Consider the following 22,414-nt stretch of genomic DNA (forward strand, 5'->3'; position numbering starts at 1 on the left):
GATGCGCCACCTCGTGATGCATCGTCCGTGTCACCTCGTCCTGCAATGCGAAGATGTCCACCATATCTCGGTCGTAGCGGTCACCCCACAATTGCACCCCGCCCCCCCCCCCCTCACACCCGTGCGGGCCCCCCGCGACGGGCTGCCGTGGAACACCGCAGCAGCGCGTTCTGGGCCGACGCCTTCGAGCAGCTCGTTGCCGGTGGACATCGACACGACGACGTCCTGAACTACACGATGGCCCAGTTCACGGGCTATCTGCGGCGCGCCTGGCGCCGCGAGCGACAGGAGCAGCGACTGCAGGTGCTGATCGCCGCCTCGGCGTTCTCTGACGAGCTGCGCCAGAGCCTGCTCAAGACCCTGTCCACCCCCGACTGACTGACCCCCGAGCGCCATGGCCACCCGTCCCATCGAAGGCAAGATTGTCCTCACCGCCGACACCGACAACGCGGTGCACGGCGCCGAGGCGGTCAAGCAGGCGTACCAGCAAGCGGGAGCAGCGGCTGGGGCGTCCGGGACTCAGGCGGCTGCCGGGCAGGCGGCTGCAGCAGCGGCCACCGACAAGGCGGCACAGGCGGCCGACCATCTCGGCACCGAGCATCAGCAGGCCGGCGCTGCCTCTACTGCAGCCGGCAACGCGGCTGCCGCCGCCGCCCAGCGCCAGGCGCAATCCACCCAGCAGGCCACGGCCGCAGCCAGCGGGATGACGGGCGCGCAGGAGCGATTCCTGCAGCAGTTGCGCGAGTCTGCCGACTTGTACGGCAAGTCAACCGGCGAGGTGTTGCGCTATCGAGCCGCGCAGATGGGGGTGGCGCAGCAGGCCGAGGCGTCGATCGCCGCGCTGGAAAAACACGGCAAGGCCGGCCAGATCAGCGCCGGGCAGACGGCGCAGGCATGGCAGCAACTGCCGATGCAGATGCAGGACGTGGCGGTGAGCCTCGCTGGCGGAATGAACCCGCTGATGGTGTTGATGCAGCAGGCACCGCAGATCACCAGCTCCTTCGGTGGCGTCGGCAATGCGCTGAAGGCGCTGGGCAGCATCATCACGCCGCTGCGGGTCGCGTCGACCGGACTGGCGGCAGGGCTGGTCGTGGTGGCCATGGCCGCGCTGCAGGGCCATGAGGAGTCGACGAAGCTCACCAAGAGCCTGGTGCTGACTGGCGGTGCGGCGGGTGTCACCAAGGGTCAGGTCATCGCCATGGGCACGTCGATTGCCGAGTCGCAAGGCATGGCGGTCGGCAAGGTGCGCGAGACGATGCAGGCCCTGGTGGACAGTGGCACGTTCGTCGGTAGCTCGATGGCCTCGGCGGGGCGCGCGGTAACGGCAGTGCAGAAACTGACCGGGGCATCGACTGACGAGATCGTCAAGGACTTCGCCGGCATGAAGGGTGGCATCGCCGCCTGGGCCGCGCAGCACAACGATACGTACAACCACCTGAGCGAGGACCAGTACAAGTACATCCGCAGCCTGGAAGCCCAGGGCCGCACGCAGGAGGCCATGCGCGTCAGCATGGACGCGCTGGCCAGCGCGATGGAGCAGCGTTCGGTGCCGGCGCTGGGCTCGCTGGAGCGCGGCTGGATGGCGGTCGGCGCGGCGCTCTCCGGCGTCTGGGACAAGCTCAAGGGCATCGGGCGAGAGGAGACCGCCGAGGAGCGGCTCAAGGGGCTGGAGGCCCGCGCTGCACGGATGCGCGACAACCCCGACACCGCCCCGCGGCGTGGTGTCACGCGCTACGGCGTGACTGGGGATCGATTCGCGGCAGAGGTGCAGTCCGAGGCAGAGACGGACCTCGGCAATGCGCGCAGCGTCAGCAACAGCGATGCGATGCGGGCGACCGAGAAGTCCATCGCGGCGCAGGTGACGCGGGACCAGATCTACAAGGCGTCGAAGCAGTACCAGGATGCGCTCCTGCAGGTCGAGATAGCGGGGTCGCAGAAGCTCCTGGCCGAAGCGCAGGCAGACGCACAGCGGCGGGCATCGGTCGCCGATGCCTCCAATGCCAAGGGGCTGTTGTCGGTGCAGGCGTATGCCAGCGCGCTCAACGAGGTTGAGCAGAGCCGGCTTAGCGCCCAGGAAGCGGCGCTGAAGCGCCAGCGTGGAATCGAAGAGCGGCGCGTCGAAGAGAAGCCCGAGGATGGGATTGCCAAGCGGGCCGCGCTCGCCCAGCTCGACGCGCAGCTCACGGGCGTGCAGGTGTCGATCCGGAAGGCTGTGGCCGACGGTCAGAACATCGTCACTGCCGACGCACTGCAGACAGCCCGCGACCGGGCGCAGCAATGGGCCGCAGCCTGGAAAGCGGCAGCGGATCAAGTCCGCAGCTACGCCGAGGTCAACCAAGGCACGGCGGCGATCCGCAAGCAGAACCCGGCCGAGCGTGCCGAGGCGGAAGCCCAAGCCCGGACGGTTTCCATCCGCCGCCAGTTCGGCGACCAGGAGCGCGATCTGAAGCTGGCTATCGATCTGATCCCGGACAAGGAAAAGTTCGAGCAGCGGCTCAATGAGATTGGCAGGGAGCAGCGCGATCTGGAGCTGAAGATCGGATTCCTGCCGAAGAGCGACAAGGCCGGAAGGGCCGCATTACAAAAGCAACTTGACGAGCTGAAAGGAGAGCAGTCGAGCGTCCAGGTACAGATCGGACTCGTCCCAAGCACTGCGGCAGGATCCAGGGCTGAGTTGAAGCGGCAGCTCAAGGAGCTGACCGAGCAGGCTGGCCAGCAGATCGACGAGCTGGGCCGCGCCGGCAAGCTCGACAGCTACAAGGCTCAGTACCAGGAACTGCTCGCGTCGTTGCAGCAGGCTGAGGCCGAGATTGACCAGATCGTTTCAGCCGGCGAGCTGAACACGGTGGATGCGGAGCGCAAGAAGTTTGCAGCCCGTGCAAAGGCACTGCCCCAGCTCCAGGCGCTGGTGGACAAGCAGCGCGAGCTGGCCCAGACCGCGGGCGAGAAGAACGACGCCAACGCTGCGGGCCAGCAGGTCAAGGAGATCGCGCTCAAGAAGACCGAGATCGAGACCACGCTCAAGACCAGCGGGCAGGCAGCGTTCAGCAACTTTTTCCGCGACGTGACCTCGGGCGCGAAAACGGCCGGTGATGCGCTGCGCGACATGGTGAGCGGCTTCGCGAAGTCGATGCTCGACCTGATCAGCAAGCGCATGGGCGAGAAGCTCATGGGCAGCATGCTGGATGGTCTGGACGGCATGCTCGGCGGCAAGGGCAGCGGCGGAAGTGGCGCTGGACTCGTGTCGACAGCAGCCTCCTGGCTCGGCAGCTTCTTCCACGAGGGCGGTGTCGTCGGCGGTGGCGGTGGCCGCACAGGCTCCTTCCCTGCCGAGATGTGGTCGTTCGCGCCGCGGTACCACACGGGCGGCATCGCGGGCCTGAAGCCCAACGAAGTGCCCGCGGTCCTGATGGCTGGCGAAGAGGTGCTCACCGCCGACGACCCGCGCCACACCCGCAATGGCACCAGCGCAACCCGCTCAATGGGCCCGGTCAGCATCAGCATCAGCGTCTCCGGCGCCGAGGGCAGCACGACTGACCAATCGGACGCCGCGCGCGATCTCGGCGGCATGGTCGAGATGTCGATCAACACCTGGGCGACCAAGCAGTCGCGCCCGGGCGGCATCCTCTGGAAGGGGAAATGAGATGGCGCTGACCTTCGACTGGGCGGAGTCCAGCGGCACGCAGGTGCAGGTGGAGCCCAAGGTGATCACGGTGCGCATGGGCGACGGCTACGCCCAGCGCTCGCCCGATGGCATCAACAACATGCCCGACAACTGGGACATGCGCTTCAGCGGTGTCTACCCGACGGCGGGCGATGAGATCGTCGCATTCTTCAAGACCCACGGCGGCTGGATCGCATTCAACTGGACGCCGCCACGCAGCACGGCGCCGGCGCTCTACATCTGCAGGCAGTGGTCCCGCACGCTACCCGACGTGCTCGGCCTGTCCGACATCAGCGCCCGCTTCGAGCGCGACTACCAGCCCTGACCTGCCATGACCGCCTCCGTCGCCGCCGAACTCGCCAAGCTCTCGCACTCGGCCATCGTCACCCTCTTCGAGATCGATGCCCGCCCCATCGGCGGCGCGCTGCACCGCTTCGCACCACAGCTCAACGGGCTCAGCGCCGCCATCGTCTGGCAGGGCCTGACCTACACACCGTTCCCCATCGAGGCCGACGGGTTCGAACAGTCCGGCACCGGTCCACTCGCCCGGCCGAGCGTGCGCGTCAGCAACGTGCTGGGCGTGATGGGGCTGCTCAACCGCCAGTACAGCAACATGGAGGGCGCCAAGTTCGTCCGCCGGCGGACGCTGGCGCGCTTCCTGGATGCGGTCAATTTCCCCAGCAGTGTCAACCCGACGGCAGACCCGCTCGCCGGCTATGCCGATGACGAGTGGATCGTCGATCGCAAGGCCAGCCAGGACAACAAGCTGTGTGTCTACGAGTTGGCCAGCCCCGCAGATGCCGCAGGTTTCAAGCTGCCCGCGCGCCAGATCCTGTCGCGGCGCTGTGGCTGGGTGTATCGGTCCGCCGAGTGCGGCTACACCGGCGGGCCGGTGGCCAAGTCGGACGACACACCGACGGCGCTGGCCGCCGAGGACCGCTGCAGCCTGAGCCTGGCCGGGTGCAAGTACCGATTCGGGGCGTCTCCGGACGGCATGCCGTTCGGTGGATTCCCGGGTGCGGGGCTGCTGCGGCAGGTCTGATCCGCTGAATCAGTTCCCCTAGAGGTGCCTCGCCCGCGCGCGGAATATCCGCCGCATGCTGCCCACCACCTCTACCCCACAGCCCACTCTCACCGACGGCCAGCTTGCCCAGGTCCGCACCGATCTGATTGAGCACGCAGCCAGTACGTATCCGGCCGAATGCTGCGGCCTGATCATCCAGTACTGGGAGGCGCACCACGCTGCGTCTTACATCCCTGTGCGCAACGAGTACGCCGGCACTACGGATGAGCGCGGCCGCTTCCGAATCCATCATGAGGACTGGGCGGAAGCCGAAGACCTCGGGCAGGTGCTGGCCGTGGTGCACAGCCATCCGGACGCCTGCGCGAACCCATCCATGGCCGACATGGTCATGTGCGAGCGCACGGGCCTGACCTGGGTGATCGTGGGCTACCCGAGCGAGGCGGTGACCGTGACGCACCCGACCGGGTTCGTGGCGCCGCTGGTCGGCCGGCAGTTTCACCACGGCGTGCTGGACTGCTACACGCTCATCCGCGACTACTACGCCCAGACGCTGGGCATCGAGCTGCCCGACTTCGAGCGCGCCGACGCATGGTGGGAGGGTGCAGACCACGCGGACCTCTACCGCGATGGTTACGCCGAGGCCGGCTTCGTCATGGTCAACGAGGCACCGCGCCAGCACGACGTGCTGCTGATGCAGGTCGGCGCACGCTGCGACAACCACGCCGCGGTGTTCGCCGGCGATGGCACGATCCTGCACCACCTGTACGGCCGCCTGTCGGGCCGCGACGTGTGGGGCGGCTACTGGGACCGCCACACCACCGCCGTGCTGCGCCACCGATCGCTGCTCGATGTCGGCGCAGCCGGGGGCGCGGCATGACGCAGATCCTCCGCGAGGTGCGGCTCTATGGTCGCCTGGGGAAGACCTTCGGGCGGGTGCATCACCTGGCCGTCGAGTCGGCCGCCGAGGCGGTGCGGGCGCTGTGCGCGGTGCTTGATGGGTTCGAGCGCCACCTGCTGCTGCACAGCACGCCGGGCTACAAGGTCTGGGCGGGGCGAGCGAACCTGGCCGAGACGGAGCTGGCGCAGCCGGTGGGCACGGCTGAGGTGATCCGCATCGTGCCGGTGGTCGAGGGGGCAAAGCGTCAGGGGCTGGGGCAGACGATCGTCGGAGCGGTGCTGGTTATTGGTGGGCTGGTCTATGCCGGCATGACGCAAGACGGCGCTACAGCAGTGAAGGCGGTCGATATCGGTCTGATGATGATGCTCGGTGGTGTGATCCAGATGCTGAGCCCCCAACGCGGCGCAGATGGCACCGAGAAAGACAAGAACAGCGCGAGCTACAGCTTCAACGGCGCGGCGAACGTGGATGCCGAGGGCGGCTGCGTGCCCGTGCTGTACGGCGAGATGATCGTCGGCTCGGTCGTCATCAGCGGCGGCATCCGCACGGCGGACATCGCCGTATGAGCGCGCTCGTCGTCCAGGGTGCCAAGAAGGGCGGCAGCCGCGCACCGACCGAGTCCAAGGACACGCTGCGCTCGAAGCAGTGGGCCGAGGTGCTGGACCTCGTCTCCGAAGGAGAGATTGCCGGCCTGGTTGACGGCTTGAAGTCGGTCTTCCTGGACGGCGTGCCGATCGAGAATGCCGACGGCACCCGCAACTTCACCGTCGACAGCTTCGTCTCGACCGTTGGAGGCCAGGGCCAGACGGCGCTGAGCGGATTCGACACGGCGCAGAGCGAAGTGGCTGTCGGCATCCGGGCGCGTGCCGGTGTGCCGGTCGTGCGGTCAGTCCCGGCGGGGGCGGCCAATCGGGTGCGGGTGACCGTGGGTATCCCGGAGCTGTCGCAGCAGTCCACAGCGTCGGGCGATCTGCTGGGCACCATCGTCCAGTTCGCGATCGATGTGCAAAGCAGCGCCGGCGGATTCGTCGAGCGCTGGAGCCGCACGGTCGATGGCAAGACGACGACGCGCTACCAGGTGTCGGTGCTGATCGACCTGGTCGGCGCCGGGCCGTGGGACATCCGCATGCGCCGCCTGACGGCCGACTCGGCGTCGGTGACGCTGCGCAACGAGACCTGGTTCGACAGCTACACGCTGATCAACACCGCCAAGCTGCGCTACCCGAACTCGGCGCTGTGCGGTTTGCGGGTCGATGCCGAGCACCACCAGCGCATCCCAGTGCGGTCCTACCGCCTCCGCGGCCGCATCATCCAGGTGCCCAGCAACTACGACCCGACCACCCGGACCTACTCCGGCACATGGAACGGCGTGTTCAAGCTGGCGTACAGCAACAACCCGGCGTGGGTCTACTTCGATCTGGCGACCCACACGCGCTACGGGCTCGGCCGGCGCATCGCGGCGAGCAAGTTCAACAAGTGGGAGCTGTACAACATCGCGCGCTACTGCGACGCGGTCAACGCGGCCGGGCAGTTCGTCGGCGTGCCGGATGGCCGTGGCGGCATGGAGCCGCGCTTCACGGCCAACCTCTATCTGCAGCGGCCCGACGAGGCCTACAAGGTGCTGCAGGACATGGCGGCCATCTTCCGGGGGATGCTGAGCTACGGCGGCAGCGCGTTCCAGGTGCAGCAGGATGCCCCGAGCGATGCCTACAGCCTGTTCACGGCCGCCAACGTCGTCGGCGGGGCCTTTCGGTACGAGGGCAGTTCGCGCGGGGTCAAGAAGTCGGGCTGCGTGGTCTGGTGGAACAACCCAGACAACCAGTACAAGCTGGAGCCGGAATTCGTTTCCGATCCGGACCTGGTCGCGAAGTACGGCGTCGAGAACATGGAGCTGTCGCCGATCGGTTGCTGCTCCAGGGGACAGGCCATTCGGCTGGGCAAGTGGGCGCTCTACACCGAGGCGAAAGAGGGGGAAACCGTCTCCTTTTCGGTCGGGTCGATCGGTGCAGCCGTGCCGCTGGGCCGCGTGTTCCAGGTCGCGGATCCGAGTGTCTCCGGCGAGCAGTTGGGTGGCCTGGTCAAGGCGGCCACAGCCACCCAGGTGACGCTCGACCGGGAGGTGACGCTGCGGGCTGGTGAGTCGTACACGCTGCACGTCATGGTGCCGGACACGACACAGGTGATGGGCCTGCGCTCGATGTCGCGGCCGGTGTCCACGGGAGCTGGAAAAGCGTCACTGGTGTCGCTTTTGTCGGCGCTGGATGTGGTGCCGCCTGCCCAGTCGGTCTGGGTGCTCGAAAGCTCGGCGGTTGCGCCAACTGCCTGGCGCTGCATCCGGGTCGCCGAGGGCAAGACGCCGGGCACCTACGACCTGGCCGGCGTGGCGCACCAGTCTGGCAAGTACGACTGGATCGAGCTGGGTCTGAAGTTCGATGAAAAACCGGTCAGCCGGATGCGCGAGGATGCACCGGTGGCAATCGGGCCACTTTCATTGCGTGAAACGGTGTACCGCGTCGCTGGGGTGGCGTACTCCCGCGTGACGGTCGGATGGATCCCCCCTGCGCCCGGGCTGCACTACCGCGTGAGCTGGCGCATGTCGTCCGGTCCGTGGACGGCGCTGCCGCTGACAGGTGGCCAGTCCGTGGACCTGGACAACATGACGCCAGGCGCGCTGGAGGTGTCGGTGCGGACGGTGAACCCGCTGGGGGTCGAAGGAGGCACGACACTGGATGGCGCGCTGCAAGTAGCCGGAGATGCACGCACGCCATGGGGTGGCGAGTCCGGCAACCTGATCGCGAACAGCGAGTTCGCAAGCAAGTCGACTGCTGGTTGGGTGCTGGCGCCGTGGATTGCTGGCCAGCCGCTGGACTTTGCTGGGACGGAGCGAGCCCGCGATGGGTCGGGCACCTGGATTCCTCCCGGGTGCGATGCCATCGTGATGCACCAGCTCGGTCGGGTGGTTACGGCAACAGACCAGACGATCTTCGGGGGCGCGTACACCGAGGCGCTCATTCCGGTCGAGGTGGGCGAGTGGACATGCATGGTCGCCATGGTCGCCGCGCATCGGTGCCTATTCGGGCTGGTGGCCGAATACAAGACGGTGACTGGCGCGCCGGTGCCGGGTGGCGGGGTGGTCTGGCTGCAGCCGGCCGATGTCGACCGCGGGGGCTCATCTCTGGACGGGTGGCGCCGGTTGAGTGTGGTGACGCAGGCGCCTGCTGGTACGGCGACCATGCGGCTGATCCTGGTCAAGGGCAATACCTTCGCTGGAGCTTTGGACTCCTATGGATGGGGTCTGCACCCGCAGATCGCACGCATCGCCAGCGAGTACGCCGAGATCCCTCCCTACACCCCAGGCGCACCGACGAGTGCGCGGCAGATCGGGTATGTCGGGGATCTGGATGCCACGCTGGGGGCGCCGGCAGGGACCAGGGTCGGCACCAAGCTGGCCGAGGACGTGGCACGCGAGCTGAACGACATGGCCAGCGACGGCAAGCTGACGCCGCTGGAAAAGTCCGCAGCGATCACGGAATGGCAGTCGCTCGATGGCGAGCGCTCAGGGTTGCTGACCGAGGCCAGCAGGTACGGGATCCTCATCGAGCGCAGCTCCTACGATGCGGAGGTCAGCAACCTGGCGAACTACCTGGTCGGTCTGGTGCCAGGCTGGAGTGACATGACTGCCACGACGCCGATCGATCCAGCCGTCTGGCGGACCCGATGGGTCGCAGCGCGCCTGGCGCGCGATACGCTGCGCAATCGCATTGCCGCGGTGACGAAGCAGGGACTGGACGAGGCCAATGGACGCATCAGTGACATCTCGGCCGATGCAAAGCTCACCGGGGCCGAGAAGTCGGCGCTGATCCTGTCGTGGCGAGAGCTGGACGAGAGCTTCCCTGGGCTGGTCGCTCAGGCGAATGGCTTCAGCATCGTCACGGAGCGTGATGCAGCACTGACAGCCAAGGCATCGCTGGCGGCATACCTGGTGAGCCTGTCGCCGGCCTGGGATGACACGACTACAACCACGCCGATCGATGCCGCGGTGTTCCGTAACCGTTGGGCTGCTGCCTATGGCGCCCGGAACGCGCTGGGCATCCGCATTGCTGAGGAAACGAGCAAGCGGGCAACGTGGTCAGCGGTGAGCGGGGCAGGCAAGCCGGAGGATGGGGCGACGGTCGGGGCAGCGTTCGGGGTCAATGTTGGGGGGCAGATTACCGAGGCATCTGCACAGTCGTACATCGCTGCGAACGCAATCACCGAGAGCGCGGCCGTTTCTTTGCCATCCCCGCTGGCAATTGGAAGCAATTCATCGTCGGTTTTGGCGATGGCTGCCGGCGCTGTGCTGGTCGATGTGATCGGTGGCATCACAGTGGATGGTGAGCCGAACTCGTCGAACCCAGCAACAGTTGGCCGGCTGGTACTGGTCATCAACGGGGCTGTGGTTGCGTACTCCGTCCCTGTCAAAGGGCAATCTGGTCAGGGTGGATTCGTGATTGGATCGGCTGTGATCCGCTGGACTGGGGTTCTGTCGGGCCTCGTCACTGCATTCATCCGCGCCGAGCACACCAGTGGCTCACAGCAGGTCACGGCGACTGCGGGTACCGTCATCTCAATCCAGTGCCTGAAGAGGTGAAGCATGGACTTCCCAGAAGTCGACCCGAGCGGCGAGATCATCTGCCTGCGATCCGGCAGCAGCTATGAGCGACTGCTCCAGTCAGTCGCCCCTGGCAACGCGCTCCTGATCGTCCCGGCCCCGTCGGTCGATGCCTGGTGGGATTCCGGGGCGCTTGAGTGGGTTCTCAAGCCCCCCCGCCCGGTTGGCCTGCAGGAGTGGGATCCCGTTTCGAAGGCGTGGCATGACCCACGGACTGCCGATGAGATCCAGGCTGACGCACTCGCTGCGCTGCGGTCGCGTCGGAATGAGTGCCTGGCGGAGTCGGATCTGCTTGCGGTTCGTGCCCTTGAGGGGCTGCTGCCTGAGCCGCTGCGGAGCTATCGACAGGCGCTGCGTGATCTCCCCGCGTCTGTCGATGACCCCTCTGGTCCTATCGAGTGGCCTCAGAAGCCTCTGATGCCTTGATGGCCTGAAGTTTCACTGAGTGGAATTTTCTTGCAGTGGCTGCAAATGCTGCCTGTGCTCATTTATCTCAACTGGGCGTCCGATTTTTCTCGCGGCGCGTCAGCAGGGCATTTGCGGGGGGGCTCCATATCGTATTGAAAACGATTCTTGTTTAGAATTATCGACATGACGCAAGCCCCCATCCTTTTGTCCCTGCGCGATCTGCCCCTGCGGGTCAGCGCCTGCATCGCGGCCGTGGTGCCGCGCTCGGCCGATGACCCGATCGCCCAGCGGCTGGAGGAACTGGGGTTCGTGCCAGGCGAGCGGGTGCGGGTGGTCGCCCACGGGCCGCTCGGCGCTGAACCGATCGCCGTGCAGCTCGGTTTCACCCGGTTCGCGCTGCGCCGGGCCGAGGCCGAGCGGGTCATGCTCAACGCCCCCTCGGTGCAACCATGAACACAGCCCATCTCGCGCTGGTCGGCAGCCCCAACTGCGGCAAGACCGCCCTGTTCAATCGCCTGACTGGCAGCCGCCAGAAGGTGGCCAACTACGCCGGCGTCACCGTCGAGCGCAAGGAAGGCCGCTTCACCGCGCCGTCCGGCCGCAAGTTCCGCCTTCTTGATCTGCCCGGTGCCTACAGCCTGCAGCCCAAGAGCCCGGACGAGGCCGTGACCCGCGCGGTGTGTCTGGGCGAACTGGCCAGCGAACCGCTGCCGGATGTGCTGATCGCCGTGGTCTCGGCCACCAACCTGCGGCTGCACCTGCGCTTTGCGCTGGAGGTGCGGGCGCTGGGCCGGCCAATGGTGCTGGTGCTCAACATGATGGACGAGGCGCGCCGCCTGGGCATGCAGATCGACCGTGCTGCGCTGAGCCGGGAACTGGGGGTGCCGGTGGTCGAGGCGATCGCCGTGCAGCAGGACGGGGCGCAGGCGCTGGTCGAGCTGCTGGACCGCGGTGTGCCGCCCGCGCCAACAGTGGCCACCCCCGCCAATCTGCACGCCGAGACCGCGCGCCTGCTCGCGCAGACCGTCACCTTCAGCGACACGGTGAGCCTGCGCGACGAGCGGCTGGACGCCGTGCTGCTGCACCCGGTCTGGGGTCCGCTGGTGCTGGCGGCGCTGCTGCTGCTGATGTTCCAGGCGGTGTTTTCATGGGCTGCGCCGCTGATGGAAGGCATCAAGGTGGGCATGGCCTGGCTCACCGCATTGGTCAACGGCTTGATGCCGGAAGGGCCGCTGCGCGGCCTGCTGACGGATGGCGTGATCGCCGGGGCGGGCGGCGTGCTGGTGTTCCTGCCGCAGATCCTGATCCTGTTCCTGTTCATCCTCGCGCTGGAGGAATCGGGTTACCTGCCGCGCGCGGCCTTCCTGCTGGACCGGGTCATGGTGGGAGCGGGGTTGTCGGGGCGCTCGTTCATCCCGCTGCTGTCGAGCTTCGCCTGTGCGGTGCCGGGCATCATGGCCACGCGCAGCATCCAGCATCCGCGCGACCGCCTCATCACCATCCTCGTGGCGCCGCTGATGACCTGCTCGGCACGGCTGCCGGTGTATGCGTTGCTGATCGGCGCCTTCATTCCCGACACGACCGTGGGGGGGGTGTTCAATCTGCAGGGGCTGGTGCTGTTCACGCTGTATGTCGCGGGCATTGTCAGCGCGGTGGGGGTGTCGATGGTGCTCAAGCGCTGGTTCTCGGTGCAGGGCGACACCGAACAGCCGCTGCTGCTGGAGCTGCCCGCCTACCGGCTGCCGAATCCGCGCGACCTGGCGATCGGGCTGCTGGAGCGGGCGCGCATCTTCATCCGCCGCGTCGGCACGATCATCCTGTCGCTGACCGTGCTGCTGTGGGGGCTGGGCAGCTTTCCGGCGCCGCCGGAAGGCGCCACTGGCGCCGCGATCGGCTACAGCTTTGCCGGCATGATTGGCCACGCGCTGGAGTTCGTGTTCGCGCCGCTCGGTTTCAACTGGCAGATCTGCATCGCGCTGGTGCCGGGCATGGCAGCGCGCGAGGTCGTGGTCGGGGCACTGGCCACCGTGTATGCGCTGTCCGATACCAGCGAGGCCGCCACCCAGCAGCTCGCCGGCCTGATCGGCGCGCAGTGGGGACTGCCGACGGCGCTGTCGCTGCTGGCGTGGTTCGTGTTTGCGCCGCAGTGCATCTCGACGCTGGCCGTCATCCGCCGCGAGACCAATTCGGTGCGCACGATGTGGCTGTCGGCGGCCTACCTGACCGCGCTGGCCTACGGCGCGGCCTTCCTGACCTTCCACGTTGCCAAGGCCCTGACATGAGCACGCTGATCCCGCTGACGCTCTACGGGGTGTTCGAAACCACCGTGATCGCCGCCGCCTGCGGCTGGGCCTTGTGGCACACCGCCACGCGGGTGCTCAAGCTGAAGCTTGGGCGCCACGCGGTCGCCGCGTCTTCGGGCGGGTGTGGCAGCGGCTGCGGCGGGTGCAGCGCCTCACCGGGTGCCGCCAGCGCCTGCGGCAGCCCGGCGCAGACGATCAGCGTCAGCGTGGTGGCTGCGCCTTCAACCAGGCGTAGGTCCGGCTGAGCCCTTCGGGGGTCGGCACGCGCTGGGTCCAGCCGATGCGCTTGAGGCCCTCGTTGCTGTAGCGGATCGGCGTGTACATCGACCGAACGACGTAAGGCGTGAAGACCGCGGGCATCTGGCCCTTGGACTTCTGGTTGTACGCCACCAGCCGCTTCGACATCCACAGGAACACCCCGAACGACAGCGGGATGACGCGCATCTGCTGCACGTGCTTCAGGTAGCCGTCGAGGTACTGGCGGCAGGTGGGGATGTTGTCGTCGGTGACGGCGAAGGCACTGCCGCCCGGCGCATGCACCGCCGCCCGCGCCACCGCATCGGCGCAGTTCTCGACATAGGTCAGCGGCAGCAGCGCGCCGTTGCCCAGGCTCGCGAACAGCCCCAGTGCCTTCAGCCCGACCCGCGGCGACAGTGCCCCGCCGCCCGGCCCGTAGATCACGCCCGGGCGCAGCACCACCGTCTCGAAGCCGTACTGCTTCGCGTAGTCCATGAACATGTGTTCCTGGCGCGTCTTGGCGTAGCCGTAGGGGCCCTTGTCCACGCCGATCGGCTCGATCGGGGTGTCTTCGCCCAGCATGTCGCCCGGCTTCATGCCATCGGTCTTGTAGACCGCGAACGAGCTGATCAGCGTGATGCGCTGGATCCCCGCCTTGCCGCAGGCCTCGAAGACGTTGCGGCTGCCCATGACGGTGTTGGCGAACATGTCGGCTGCCGCGCCCTTCATGCCGGCAGCGGCGTGGATCACGCAGTCCACACCTTGCAACATCGCGTCGAACGAGCCGCGCGCGAGCAGGTTGGCGGCGGCGGTTTCAACCTGCGCTTGCGGGAACTCCTTGACCAGCGACTCGATGAAACCGGCCGGGGCCTTGTTGCGGAAGTGCAGCCGCAGGTCGAACTGACCTTGCATCAAGAGGCTGCGGGCGATCTGCTTGCCGAGGAAACCGCCGGCGCCTGTGAGGAGGATCTTCATGCGGCGATCTCCTGGACGGTGCCGTTGCGGGGGCCGTTGCTGGTGCCGTTCTGCTCGGCCATGCAGGCGTCCACGCCCACGACGATCTGGTCGATCACGCGGCACACCCGCAGGATCTGCTCGGGCGGGATCGGGTCCGGCCCCTTGCCCTCGACGGCGTCGTAGAAGCGGTCCAGCAGCACGCGCATGCACTGGAAGTAGTGGAACTCGTACTTGCGGAAGCGCGTGAGGTTACGGCGGCCGTTGGCGGCGAGCTGCTTTGCCTGGGTCCACGCCATGAACTGGCGGCCCAGCGCGCTCGGCGCCGACCAGCGCGAGGCCTGGATCAGCGTGCGCGCGGTGTAGTCGAGTTCGACCGAATCGTTCGTGCCGACCACCTTGAGCGTGTGCGGTACCGGGCGGCCGTGGGCGCTGACGTTGCCGCTGACGGTGACGCCGCCGCTGCGCAGGATGAAGCGCAGTTCGTCGGGCATCGCGTCCACGATGGCCGAGCCGGTCGGGCCGCGGCGACGGAAGGCCAGCACGCGGGTGTCGATCTCGTCGCCGAGGAAGGGGATGACCTTGGCCAACACGTGGTCCAGCACGTTGTGGAATAGCTTGCCCGGCAGGCGATGCACCCAGTGGCCCGGGTCAGTCATCACGGCCAGGCCATAGTCGCCGGCCAGGTTGTAGCCATAGTTGGTGTCGAGGTGGACGATCTCGCCGAGCGTCCCTTTCTTGACCAGTTCTTCCAGCTCCAGCCCCGGCGTCTCGTAGTTGTAGAGGTAGTTCACCCCCGCCTTGCGCCCGGCCTGCGCGGCCAGCGCCAGGATCTCGCGTGTCTGTGCTGCGGTCAGCGCGAACGGCTTTTCCATGAACACGTGGCAGCCCGCGGCGAAGGCCATCTTCGCGAGGAAGAGGTGCGAGTCCGGCGGCGTGGCGATGTGGACGACGTCGAGCTTTTCCTTGGCGAACATCTCCGCCGCGTCGTCGTAGCGGCCGGGGATCTTCATCCGCACGGCCAGTTGCTCCGCCATCAGGGTTTCGCGGTCGCACACGGCGACCACCTCGCCGCGCCCGATGGCGCGGATCTGCTCGACATGGCCGTCGGCAATCTTGCCGCAGCCGATGATTCCTACCCTCAACACGGTATGCACTCCTGGTGATGCTTCAAAGACTTCAAGGCAAGGACGCCGGATTCAGCGGCTGGTGCGGCCCCAGCTGCCGCTGGCCCGCCCGGTCGAAAAGCGCCAGGACGCCACCAGAAACGCCCAGTTCAGCGCAAACAGGAAGGCCGCCAGCTTCACCAGCGTTGGCAGCTTCACGCCGCGCGTCGTTAGCCGCCAGCCGGCCCAGGCCAGCCCGTAGCTTCCGGCCTGGGCCAGTGCGTACAGCGCCCAGCCCGACGAGGATTCGGTGATGGCCAGCGCGACCGACGCCGCCAGCGCCAGCAGCAGCAGGTGCGGTGCCGTCCAGCGCAGCACCTTGTGCGAGACATAGGCGAAGGCGGTGGCCAGCGAGGTGCGCGTCAGGTACTGCGGGTGGCGGGCCAGCGCCTGGAAGTTGCCGATGCCGATGCGGATGCGGCGCTTGACCTCCTCGCCGATCTGCTCGGGCGTGTCTTCTTCGGCCCAGGCTTTCGGTTCGTACACCAGCCGATGTCCCGCCGCCGACACGTTCATCGCCACGCAGAAGTCGTCGCAGATCGTGTCCGGCCGCAGCGGCTGCCAGAGTTCCCGGCGGATTGCATAGATCGCGCCGTTGGCGCCGAGCAGCGCGCCGATGCGGGCCTCGAAGAACTTCAGGAACTGCTCGATGCGCCAGTACAGGCTGTCCTGGTTGTCGCCCCCTGCATTGCCCAGCAGGCGCAGCTCGCCGGTGACGCCGCCCACCTTCGGATCCTGGAACCGCGACACCAGCCGCTTCAGCGCGCTGCGCTCGAAGTAGGTGTTGGCGTCCGAGAACACCACGATCGGCTCAACGGTGCGCGACACCAGGTCGTTCAGCACGCTGGCCTTGCCGCGGTTGACCTTGAAGGGCAGGGCGACGACGCGGGGGTCGTCCTGGAACTGCGCCATCCGCTCGGCCGTGCGGTCGCGGCTGCCATCGGAGCCGATGTAGGCACGCAGCTTGTCGGCGGGGTAGTCCAGTTTCAGCAGGTTCTCGATGCGCGAGACGATGTGCGTCTCTTCGTTGTAGGCGGAAATGACGACGGCCACGTGCGGCCACTCCGGCTCGGTCTCGCCGCGGCCGGCGTCGATGCGGCGGTCGTGCTTGCGGAAAACGAAGGCCACGTCGCGCAGCCCCTGGTTGATCGCCCCGATGACGAACAACACCACGGGGTAAAGCGCGTACGAGTAGATGACCGCGACAACGCCTCCGATGGCGGCGATGACCAGCAGCGTGTGCAGCACCGGATCAGCCCTGCGCCGCCGTGTTGACCGTCGCGCGATAGCCGGGGCGGGGGATCACCAGATCGCGGTACTCGCCCGGTTCGCCCGGCAGACCCTGTTCGGCCGCCTTGACGATGTTGTACATCTCGCGGGCGCTGACGTAATGCAGCTTCCAGTCCTTGCCGTCGTTGTACTTGGCATGCAGGTGTTCGTAAGTGCGCCGCATTGGCTCGCCCAACAGGGCGTCCATGTCGCGTTCCTGCGTGCCGTGGGTGTGGATCTTCACGAAGATCCATTCCGGCTTTCCTTCGACGTGGATGCCGGTCTCGATCCAGGCATCGACGCGGTCCGGTGTCGGCGGGCAGCTGGTGCGGATGTCGGAATTCTCGATGCGCGGGATGAGGCCGAACTTGCGGTCGTTCCACTTGAAGCCGAGCGGCCCCTGGATCAGCATCAGGTCGCCCGAGGCCTGGCCGCCGACCTTCACACGCACGCCGGTGTCGTGCGACTTGCAGGCGTGCGGGTCGTCCTTGGCGTAGTAGATCTGGTTGATGGTCGAGGTCTGGCAGGGATCCGGCGAGGCCGGGAAGGTGTAATCCACATAACAACCTTCTTCACGCAGCACGATCAGCTCGTTGTTCACGCCGCAGCCGTAACCTTCCGGGTGCGAGTTGTCCAGCGCCCAGTTGCCGTGGATGAAGGCCCAGCGCGGCTGCTTGGTGACCGGATCAACCGGCAGCGCGTCATGGCGATCGACCAGCAACTGCGTGAAGCGGCGCAGCTTTTCGCGCAGGCCGGCTTCGGTGTCCTTGTCGTGGTGCAGGTGGATCTCGATCTCGCCCAGCCCCATGCGGCAGATTTCCACCAGCGGGTCGAGGTGCTCGGGGCGGTATTCCTCTTCGGGATAGAAGAAGCTGTGGATCGGGCCGCGACCGTCGGCGTCCTTGAACGGGGCACACAGCACGGGGTATTCCTGGCGCCAGCGGGCCACACGCTTGCATTCGGTGGCGTAGTCCGGCTGCTTCCACATCGGCTCGTAGTGGTCGACGAAGCAGAACATCACGTGCTTCGTCACGCCGGCGGGGACGGGTGCGCGCCAGTCCTGCTTCAGATAACTGGCCAGCCAAGTCTGGATATTGCGCTGGCGAATGAACAGCGCCACGACGCCAGCAATGGCCGCAAGCAGGACAGAAATGACAAGCACGACACTCATCGGAGCCTTTTGGTGTGGTGAGAATCCGCGCCGGTGCCCAACGCACAAACGGATAGCGAACTGTCTGGAAAATCGGACCGGCCGAACTCTAGCATCGCCTGCGGATCCGGGAAGACCCTCATTTGCTGAAGCTCAACCTCCGCCACCAAGGTTGTGAGAAACCACGAAGGCCTTTACTGCGAAAATCGTGAAGGCCATCATCAAGAAGGTGCTTTTCACCCACTTGATGTTGTGCATGCGTCGATGGGCGGTGGAATCCTGATCGGCCATGCCCGGAGATTGCATAGCGCAGTACCAGGCAGAAATGCACAGTGCGAGCAGGAAATACAGCACGGGTTGGTAGGTGCGTGACAAGAACCACGCGCAAACCAGAAAACCCACCAGCGAATTGCGCAGCAACTCCACCATCAGGCGGTGTGGATTGCGTTTCGGCAGGCATTCGATCACGGTGGACAGGCTTTTGTAGGCCAGCACGATCATGCCGATCCACAGGAAATAGCCAACCAGTCCCAATTCGGCAAAACACAGTACAAAGGAATTGTGGGCTGTCAGCGGGTTGTGGTCGGTGAAATTGCCGTAGCCGACGCCGAAGACCGGTTTCCATTTCAGCAATTCCAGGCCCACCGACCAGGCCTCGATGCGTTCGGCGGCCGATTGTTCCTTCGACGAGATGGCCCGGCCGCCGATGGCGCTGGCCGCGATGAAGCCCGCGCCGCCTAGCGCCATCAGGACCGTGGTGCGGGTCGTGCCCAGCCAGTCTCGAACAAGGAAGAACAGCAGCGACGCAGCGCCCAGCATCGCACCCCGCGATTGGCTGAGGAAGATCGCATAGCCCATCACCACACCCGGCGCGAGCACGAACAGCAGGTTCTGCAGGTACTTGCCCGTGCGCCAGACGGCCCATAACAGCGGCAGGCACATCACCAGCACCTGCGAGAAGTCGTTCGGATCGCTCAGAAAGCCTTGGCCGCGGACCCGCCAGAGGTACCAGCCCGAGTTGTCCTGGGCTGGGATTTCTGCGGCGGAAGAGGGTGGTGCACGGCTCGGATCGTCGTCTTCGTGGCTGGGTGCCGTCTGACGCAGCACCAGTTGTGTCGCGTATTGACCTGTGTGGAAGGCCTGGATGCCGAAGCCTGCGGCGATCAGCATCGACAGCACGACAGCGGCGCAGGTCTTCTTGAGCCGGCCCAGATCGGTCACGTTGAGCGCGACGAGCACGAACAGCATCGACGACGTGGTGAAGTCGTTCATCGCGGTGAAGGCGCCACCCATCCAGCCGTTGAATGCCAGCGACAGCCCCAGGCTGAACATGAAGCCGAACAGCAGCTTGAAATCGACACCCCGTGCGGCGATCTGCTTGCGCACCAGCGCACGGCTGGCGGCCATGACGAAGGCGAGGCTCCAGAGCACCAGCATGGGCCGGAATTCGGCAATTTCGGGCACGAACAACTCGATCGGCCGGAAAAAGCTCAGGAACACGTACAGCAGGAAGACCGCGAAGCTCATTGTCGAAGACCGTTGTTCTTGCGCAAAAGCGCGATCCTACCGGCTTCTGCATGCCAATCGCATGACAGGCCCCGGCCCTCGCTCTCGCCAGGCGAGGGGGGCCGCCTTAATCTGGAATTAGTGGGTACTCCGGGCTGTTGCACAAACATCGCAGCTGTGCTTTTCGCCCGGCCGTGACAGGGTGTTGCGCGCTTACCATCACGGGCCGCATGAATACGTGCATGCGTGACTACGGAAACCCACACCTCTCCATGAACAAGCCTGCTGTCCTCCCTCCCTTGCGCCGCGTGCTCTACCACCACCGCACCCAGGGCAAGGCCGTCGAAGGCGTCCACATCCGCGGCATCACCGACGCGCTGCGTGCCGAAGGAGTGACGGTGGACATCATCTCGCTGCCGGGTGCCGACCCCTACGCCAGCCCCAAGGCGCTGAGCCCGACCAAGCAGGCGCGCCCCTGGATGAAGTGGGTCACCAGCCTGCCCGAGCCGATGTTCGAGCTGGTCGAGCTGGGCTACAACCTGGTGTCCGGCTGGCGTATCCGCGAATACTTGAGTGCGCACAAGGATGTGGACCTGATCTACGAGCGGTATTCGCTGTACATGTTCGTGGCGGTGGTGATCGGTCGCGCCCGCAAGATCCCGGTGATCCTGGAGGTCAACGACTCGGCCACCGTCTACCGGGTGCGGCCGCTGTTCTTCCTGAAGCTGGCCACCCTGATCGAACGCTGGGTGTTCCGCCGCGCCAACGGGCTGGTGTTCGTGTCGGGGGCCTTCCGCGACCGCGTGACCAAGGCGCACGGCCGCATCGCGCCGTCGCTGGTCTCGCACAACGCGGCCAACATCGACAAGTTCAGCTTCACGCCCGCGCAGCGCGCCGAGACCCGCGCCAGGTGGGGCCTGCAGGACGGCGAGGTGGTCTGCGGCTACCTGGGGGCGTTTGTGCCTTGGCACGCGATCGACCAGTTCGTCTACCAGATCGCCGGCCGCCTGAAGGACAACCCGCACCTGAAGCTGCTGCTGGTCGGTGACGGTGCGACCTTTCCGACCGTGCAGGCGTTCGTGACGAAGAACGGCCTGGAGCAGCAGGTGATCCTCACCGGCCGGGTCTCGCACGACGAGGTGCCGGGCCTGCTGGCGGCGATGGACATGGCCGTACTGCCGAGCGCAGGGGATTACACCTCACCGGTCAAGCTGTTCGAGTTCATGGCCTGCGGCATCGCGCCGATCGCGCCGGACTTCATCCCGATCAAGGAAGTCGTCAAGGAAAACGAGACGGGTTGGCTGTTCAAGGCGGGCGACCTGGAAAGCGCCGTCGGCATGGTCCTGCAGCGCAGCCGCGACCTGCCCGCGCTGCAGCGGATCGGTCAGGCTGCGCGGGCCTACATCGCCCGCGAACGCCAGTGGCGCCACAACATCCTGGCGCTCGTCGACTTCCGCGCCCAGGTCAAGGACAACTGAGGTGGGCTGTCCATGAAGCTGCTGCTGTCCGACCTGCGCGCCAAGCAGGTGCTCTACGGCGAAGGGGGACCGCCCGTCCCGCTGCTCAAGGTGGTGCTCGCCGACGGCACGCTGGCTAACGCGCTGTACCGTCTGCAGGCCTGGCTGGCGCGCATCGGGCTGGCGCCGCTGGCACTCGTGCCGCACATCCTGAACAAGTGGCTCAACGGCTGTGTCATCGGGGTGAAGTCGCAGTTCGGCCCCGGCTTCGTGCTGATCCACCCGATCGGCGTGGTGATCAACTCCAGCGTGCGCGGCGGGCGCAATGTGTGGCTCGAAAGCGGTGTCGTCATCGGCGAGAACCGCGGTGCCTTCCCGCGGCTGGGCGACGACATCTTCGTTGGCTCGGGGGCCAAGATCATTGGTGGAGTGCAGGTGGGCGACGGTGCCCGGGTGGGGGCCAATGCGGTCGTGCTGAAGGATGTTCCACCCGGTCACACGGCGCTGGGAATACCGGCGCGCAATCGACCGCCACGTTGACTGATCTACGGCGCGGGATTGCGTCAGGATTGCACGCGGCTGCGCAAGTTCCCGGAAATTGATCAACGCATTCCCTAGTGCGCCGGCTGCCGCACCGCGATAGTCTCGACACCGTCGATCGATGGTTTCACGGCCTTCGTGGTCGGCGCATCAGAGCATTTGCCCCCCGATTGGATCAACCGGGGGGCATTTTTTTGATCCGTCCTGATCGGATCCGGCAGGGCTGGGCGCGCGGCTTGATGCGCCGCAAGGGCGCGGGTCGGTGACTGCGGTGTGATGCAGTTCTGGCGCAACGACCCAAAAGGAGCCCGACATGCACGCCGTGCAAGACTTTTTCTCGACCGACTACGGACTGATGAGTGCCGCTGGCATTGCCTTCATGCTTGGCATGGGCGTGTTTTTCCTGCGCTACTTCCTTCGGCACATCCGCGAAGACGGCGAGGCAGCGGAGCGCGCAGCCCGCCTGGGTGGTTCTGCCTGACCGGTCGGAGCCTCAGAACGCGGCCGGGTCATCGAACGCCAGCGCAGCACCACTGAGAGGGTGTGCGAAGGCGAGGTGGCAGGCGTGCAGCAGCAGGCGTGGTGCCGCTTGTTGCCATTGCGTTGCTGCATAAAGTTCGTCGCCGACGATCGGGTGTCCGATGGACTGCAGGTGGACCCTCAGCTGGTGTGAGCGCCCTGTGACGGGTTCCAGTTCGACCCGGGTGGTGCCTGCGGCCGGTTGGCGCGAGAGTACCCGCCAGCGCGTGAGCGCCGGTTTTCCGCGGACGTGGTCGACCATCTGGCGCGGCCGGTTCGGCCAGTCGCAGATCAGCGGCAAGTTCACCTCGCCATGGTCCGCGTCGATCTGTCCGGCGACGACCGCCGTGTAGCGCTTCGCGACCTGGCGCTCGGCGAATGCTGCGCTCAGCAGGCGCTGGGCCGCGGCACCACGCGCCATCAGCAGCAGCCCGGATGTCGCCATGTCCAGACGGTGCACGACCAGGGCATCCGGCAGGCGCTGCTGCACACGCGCCGACATGCAGTCCGCCCGCTCCGGCCCGCGACCGGGCACCGACAGCAGCCCTGCCGGTTTGCGCACGACCACCAGTGCTTCGTCGACATGGAGAAGGTCGATGTCGGGCGAGAGGCTGGAATCGTCTGGCGGGTGCATGCCGGAATTGTCGCGTACACCCGGACACGGCGGC

At 66.5% G+C, this 22,414-nt stretch carries 20 protein-coding genes; 14 read left to right on the forward strand and 6 right to left on the reverse strand.

Annotation, left to right across the window (positions count from 1 at the left end):
* Positions 1–147 precede the first annotated feature (147 nt).
* The 11 genes from RMP06_RS08270 (at position 148) to RMP06_RS08315 (ending at position 13,193) form a co-directional block, all read left to right on the forward strand.
* Positions 148–378, forward strand: coding sequence for a hypothetical protein (locus tag RMP06_RS08270; RefSeq protein WP_310461295.1), 231 nt, complete (start codon positions 148–150; stop codon positions 376–378).
* Between the two features lie 16 nt (positions 379–394).
* Positions 395–3,643: a phage tail length tape measure family protein gene (locus RMP06_RS08275; RefSeq protein WP_310461296.1), complete on the forward strand. Its 3,249-nt coding sequence runs from the start codon at positions 395–397 to the stop codon at positions 3,641–3,643.
* A gap of 1 nt (position 3,644) precedes the next feature.
* On the forward strand, positions 3,645–3,989 hold the full coding sequence (locus RMP06_RS08280; protein WP_310461297.1) for a phage tail protein: 345 nt from the start codon (positions 3,645–3,647) through the stop codon (positions 3,987–3,989).
* Between the two features lie 6 nt (positions 3,990–3,995).
* Positions 3,996–4,706: a phage minor tail protein L gene (locus RMP06_RS08285; protein ID WP_310461298.1), complete on the forward strand. Its 711-nt coding sequence runs from the start codon at positions 3,996–3,998 to the stop codon at positions 4,704–4,706.
* A 55-nt stretch (positions 4,707–4,761) separates the two neighbouring features.
* Positions 4,762–5,565, forward strand: a complete 804-nt coding sequence (locus RMP06_RS08290; RefSeq protein WP_310461299.1) for a C40 family peptidase — start codon at positions 4,762–4,764, stop codon at positions 5,563–5,565.
* Complete coding sequence (locus RMP06_RS08295) at positions 5,562–6,152, forward strand: tail assembly protein (RefSeq protein ID WP_310461300.1); 591 nt, start codon at positions 5,562–5,564, stop codon at positions 6,150–6,152. The genes RMP06_RS08290 and RMP06_RS08295 overlap by 4 nt, the downstream gene beginning before the upstream one ends.
* Positions 6,149–10,216 (forward strand): TipJ family phage tail tip protein, encoded by a 4,068-nt coding sequence (locus RMP06_RS08300; RefSeq protein WP_310461301.1) that lies wholly within the window; start codon positions 6,149–6,151, stop codon positions 10,214–10,216. Before RMP06_RS08295 ends, RMP06_RS08300 begins: the two co-directional genes overlap by 4 nt.
* Positions 10,217–10,219: 3 nt before the next feature.
* Positions 10,220–10,663: a phage tail assembly chaperone gene (locus RMP06_RS21450; protein WP_409050123.1), complete on the forward strand. Its 444-nt coding sequence runs from the start codon at positions 10,220–10,222 to the stop codon at positions 10,661–10,663.
* A 165-nt stretch (positions 10,664–10,828) separates the two neighbouring features.
* Entirely contained in the window at positions 10,829–11,098 is a 270-nt protein-coding gene (locus RMP06_RS08305) for a FeoA family protein (RefSeq protein ID WP_310461302.1), read from the forward strand.
* Positions 11,095–12,927 carry a ferrous iron transporter B gene (feoB, locus tag RMP06_RS08310; protein WP_310461303.1) on the forward strand — a complete coding sequence of 611 codons (1,833 nt, stop codon included), beginning with the start codon at positions 11,095–11,097 and terminating at the stop codon, positions 12,925–12,927. The genes RMP06_RS08305 and feoB overlap by 4 nt, the downstream gene beginning before the upstream one ends.
* Entirely contained in the window at positions 12,924–13,193 is a 270-nt protein-coding gene (locus tag RMP06_RS08315) for a hypothetical protein (protein WP_310461304.1), read from the forward strand. The genes feoB and RMP06_RS08315 overlap by 4 nt, the downstream gene beginning before the upstream one ends.
* Here the strand turns inward: RMP06_RS08315 and RMP06_RS08320 are convergent.
* From RMP06_RS08320 to RMP06_RS08340, 5 genes are all read right to left on the reverse strand, one after another.
* Positions 13,150–14,160 (reverse strand): NAD-dependent epimerase/dehydratase family protein, encoded by a 1,011-nt coding sequence (locus tag RMP06_RS08320; protein ID WP_310461305.1) that lies wholly within the window; start codon positions 14,158–14,160, stop codon positions 13,150–13,152. The genes RMP06_RS08315 and RMP06_RS08320 overlap by 44 nt on opposite strands.
* On the reverse strand, positions 14,157–15,287 hold the full coding sequence (locus RMP06_RS08325) for a Gfo/Idh/MocA family protein (RefSeq protein WP_310461306.1): 1,131 nt from the start codon (positions 15,285–15,287) through the stop codon (positions 14,157–14,159). The genes RMP06_RS08320 and RMP06_RS08325 overlap by 4 nt, the downstream gene beginning before the upstream one ends.
* A gap of 51 nt (positions 15,288–15,338) precedes the next feature.
* Positions 15,339–16,553 carry a glycosyltransferase family 2 protein gene (locus RMP06_RS08330; RefSeq protein WP_310461307.1) on the reverse strand — a complete coding sequence of 405 codons (1,215 nt, stop codon included), beginning with the start codon at positions 16,551–16,553 and terminating at the stop codon, positions 15,339–15,341.
* A 4-nt stretch (positions 16,554–16,557) separates the two neighbouring features.
* Positions 16,558–17,745: a hypothetical protein gene (locus RMP06_RS08335; protein ID WP_310461308.1), complete on the reverse strand. Its 1,188-nt coding sequence runs from the start codon at positions 17,743–17,745 to the stop codon at positions 16,558–16,560.
* Positions 17,746–17,877: 132 nt separating this feature from the next.
* Positions 17,878–19,161: an O-antigen ligase family protein gene (locus RMP06_RS08340; protein ID WP_310461309.1), complete on the reverse strand. Its 1,284-nt coding sequence runs from the start codon at positions 19,159–19,161 to the stop codon at positions 17,878–17,880.
* A 341-nt stretch (positions 19,162–19,502) separates the two neighbouring features.
* Between RMP06_RS08340 and RMP06_RS08345 the strand changes: the two genes are divergently transcribed.
* The 3 genes from RMP06_RS08345 (at position 19,503) to RMP06_RS08355 (ending at position 21,708) form a co-directional block, all read left to right on the forward strand.
* Entirely contained in the window at positions 19,503–20,708 is a 1,206-nt protein-coding gene (locus tag RMP06_RS08345) for a glycosyltransferase (protein WP_310461310.1), read from the forward strand.
* A gap of 12 nt (positions 20,709–20,720) precedes the next feature.
* Complete coding sequence (locus RMP06_RS08350) at positions 20,721–21,227, forward strand: serine O-acetyltransferase (RefSeq protein WP_310461311.1); 507 nt, start codon at positions 20,721–20,723, stop codon at positions 21,225–21,227.
* Positions 21,228–21,540: 313 nt separating this feature from the next.
* Complete coding sequence (locus tag RMP06_RS08355) at positions 21,541–21,708, forward strand: DUF3149 domain-containing protein (RefSeq protein WP_310461312.1); 168 nt, start codon at positions 21,541–21,543, stop codon at positions 21,706–21,708.
* Positions 21,709–21,720: 12 nt separating this feature from the next.
* On the opposite strand, the gene RMP06_RS08360 is transcribed toward RMP06_RS08355, so the two are convergent.
* Positions 21,721–22,380 (reverse strand): RluA family pseudouridine synthase, encoded by a 660-nt coding sequence (locus tag RMP06_RS08360; RefSeq protein WP_310461313.1) that lies wholly within the window; start codon positions 22,378–22,380, stop codon positions 21,721–21,723.
* Positions 22,381–22,414: the final 34 nt, after the last annotated feature.

This window comes from Sphaerotilus sp. (genome assembly GCF_031429695.1).
Lineage (GTDB): Bacteria > Pseudomonadota > Gammaproteobacteria > Burkholderiales > Burkholderiaceae_C > Sphaerotilus.

Excerpts from the sequence above, each read along its gene's own strand:
- RMP06_RS08355 (WP_310461312.1), top strand. The coding sequence starts at position 21,541 with ATGCACGCCGTGCAAGACTTTTTCTCGACCGACTACGGACTGATGAGT.
- RMP06_RS08290 (WP_310461299.1), top strand. The coding sequence starts at position 4,762 with ATGCTGCCCACCACCTCTACCCCACAGCCCACTCTCACCGACGGCCAG.
- RMP06_RS08300 (WP_310461301.1), top strand. The coding sequence starts at position 6,149 with ATGAGCGCGCTCGTCGTCCAGGGTGCCAAGAAGGGCGGCAGCCGCGCA.
- RMP06_RS08320 (WP_310461305.1), bottom strand. The coding sequence starts at position 14,160 with ATGAAGATCCTCCTCACAGGCGCCGGCGGTTTCCTCGGCAAGCAGATC.
- RMP06_RS08360 (WP_310461313.1), bottom strand. The coding sequence starts at position 22,380 with ATGCACCCGCCAGACGATTCCAGCCTCTCGCCCGACATCGACCTTCTC.
- RMP06_RS08280 (WP_310461297.1), top strand. The coding sequence starts at position 3,645 with ATGGCGCTGACCTTCGACTGGGCGGAGTCCAGCGGCACGCAGGTGCAG.
- RMP06_RS08305 (WP_310461302.1), top strand. The coding sequence starts at position 10,829 with ATGACGCAAGCCCCCATCCTTTTGTCCCTGCGCGATCTGCCCCTGCGG.
- RMP06_RS08315 (WP_310461304.1), top strand. The coding sequence starts at position 12,924 with ATGAGCACGCTGATCCCGCTGACGCTCTACGGGGTGTTCGAAACCACC.
- RMP06_RS08295 (WP_310461300.1), top strand. The coding sequence starts at position 5,562 with ATGACGCAGATCCTCCGCGAGGTGCGGCTCTATGGTCGCCTGGGGAAG.
- RMP06_RS08335 (WP_310461308.1), bottom strand. The coding sequence starts at position 17,745 with ATGAGTGTCGTGCTTGTCATTTCTGTCCTGCTTGCGGCCATTGCTGGC.
- RMP06_RS08350 (WP_310461311.1), top strand. The coding sequence starts at position 20,721 with ATGAAGCTGCTGCTGTCCGACCTGCGCGCCAAGCAGGTGCTCTACGGC.
- RMP06_RS08340 (WP_310461309.1), bottom strand. The coding sequence starts at position 19,161 with ATGCTGGTGCTCTGGAGCCTCGCCTTCGTCATGGCCGCCAGCCGTGCG.
- RMP06_RS08275 (WP_310461296.1), top strand. The coding sequence starts at position 395 with ATGGCCACCCGTCCCATCGAAGGCAAGATTGTCCTCACCGCCGACACC.
- RMP06_RS08345 (WP_310461310.1), top strand. The coding sequence starts at position 19,503 with ATGAACAAGCCTGCTGTCCTCCCTCCCTTGCGCCGCGTGCTCTACCAC.
- RMP06_RS08285 (WP_310461298.1), top strand. The coding sequence starts at position 3,996 with ATGACCGCCTCCGTCGCCGCCGAACTCGCCAAGCTCTCGCACTCGGCC.
- RMP06_RS21450 (WP_409050123.1), top strand. The coding sequence starts at position 10,220 with ATGGACTTCCCAGAAGTCGACCCGAGCGGCGAGATCATCTGCCTGCGA.
- feoB (WP_310461303.1), top strand. The coding sequence starts at position 11,095 with ATGAACACAGCCCATCTCGCGCTGGTCGGCAGCCCCAACTGCGGCAAG.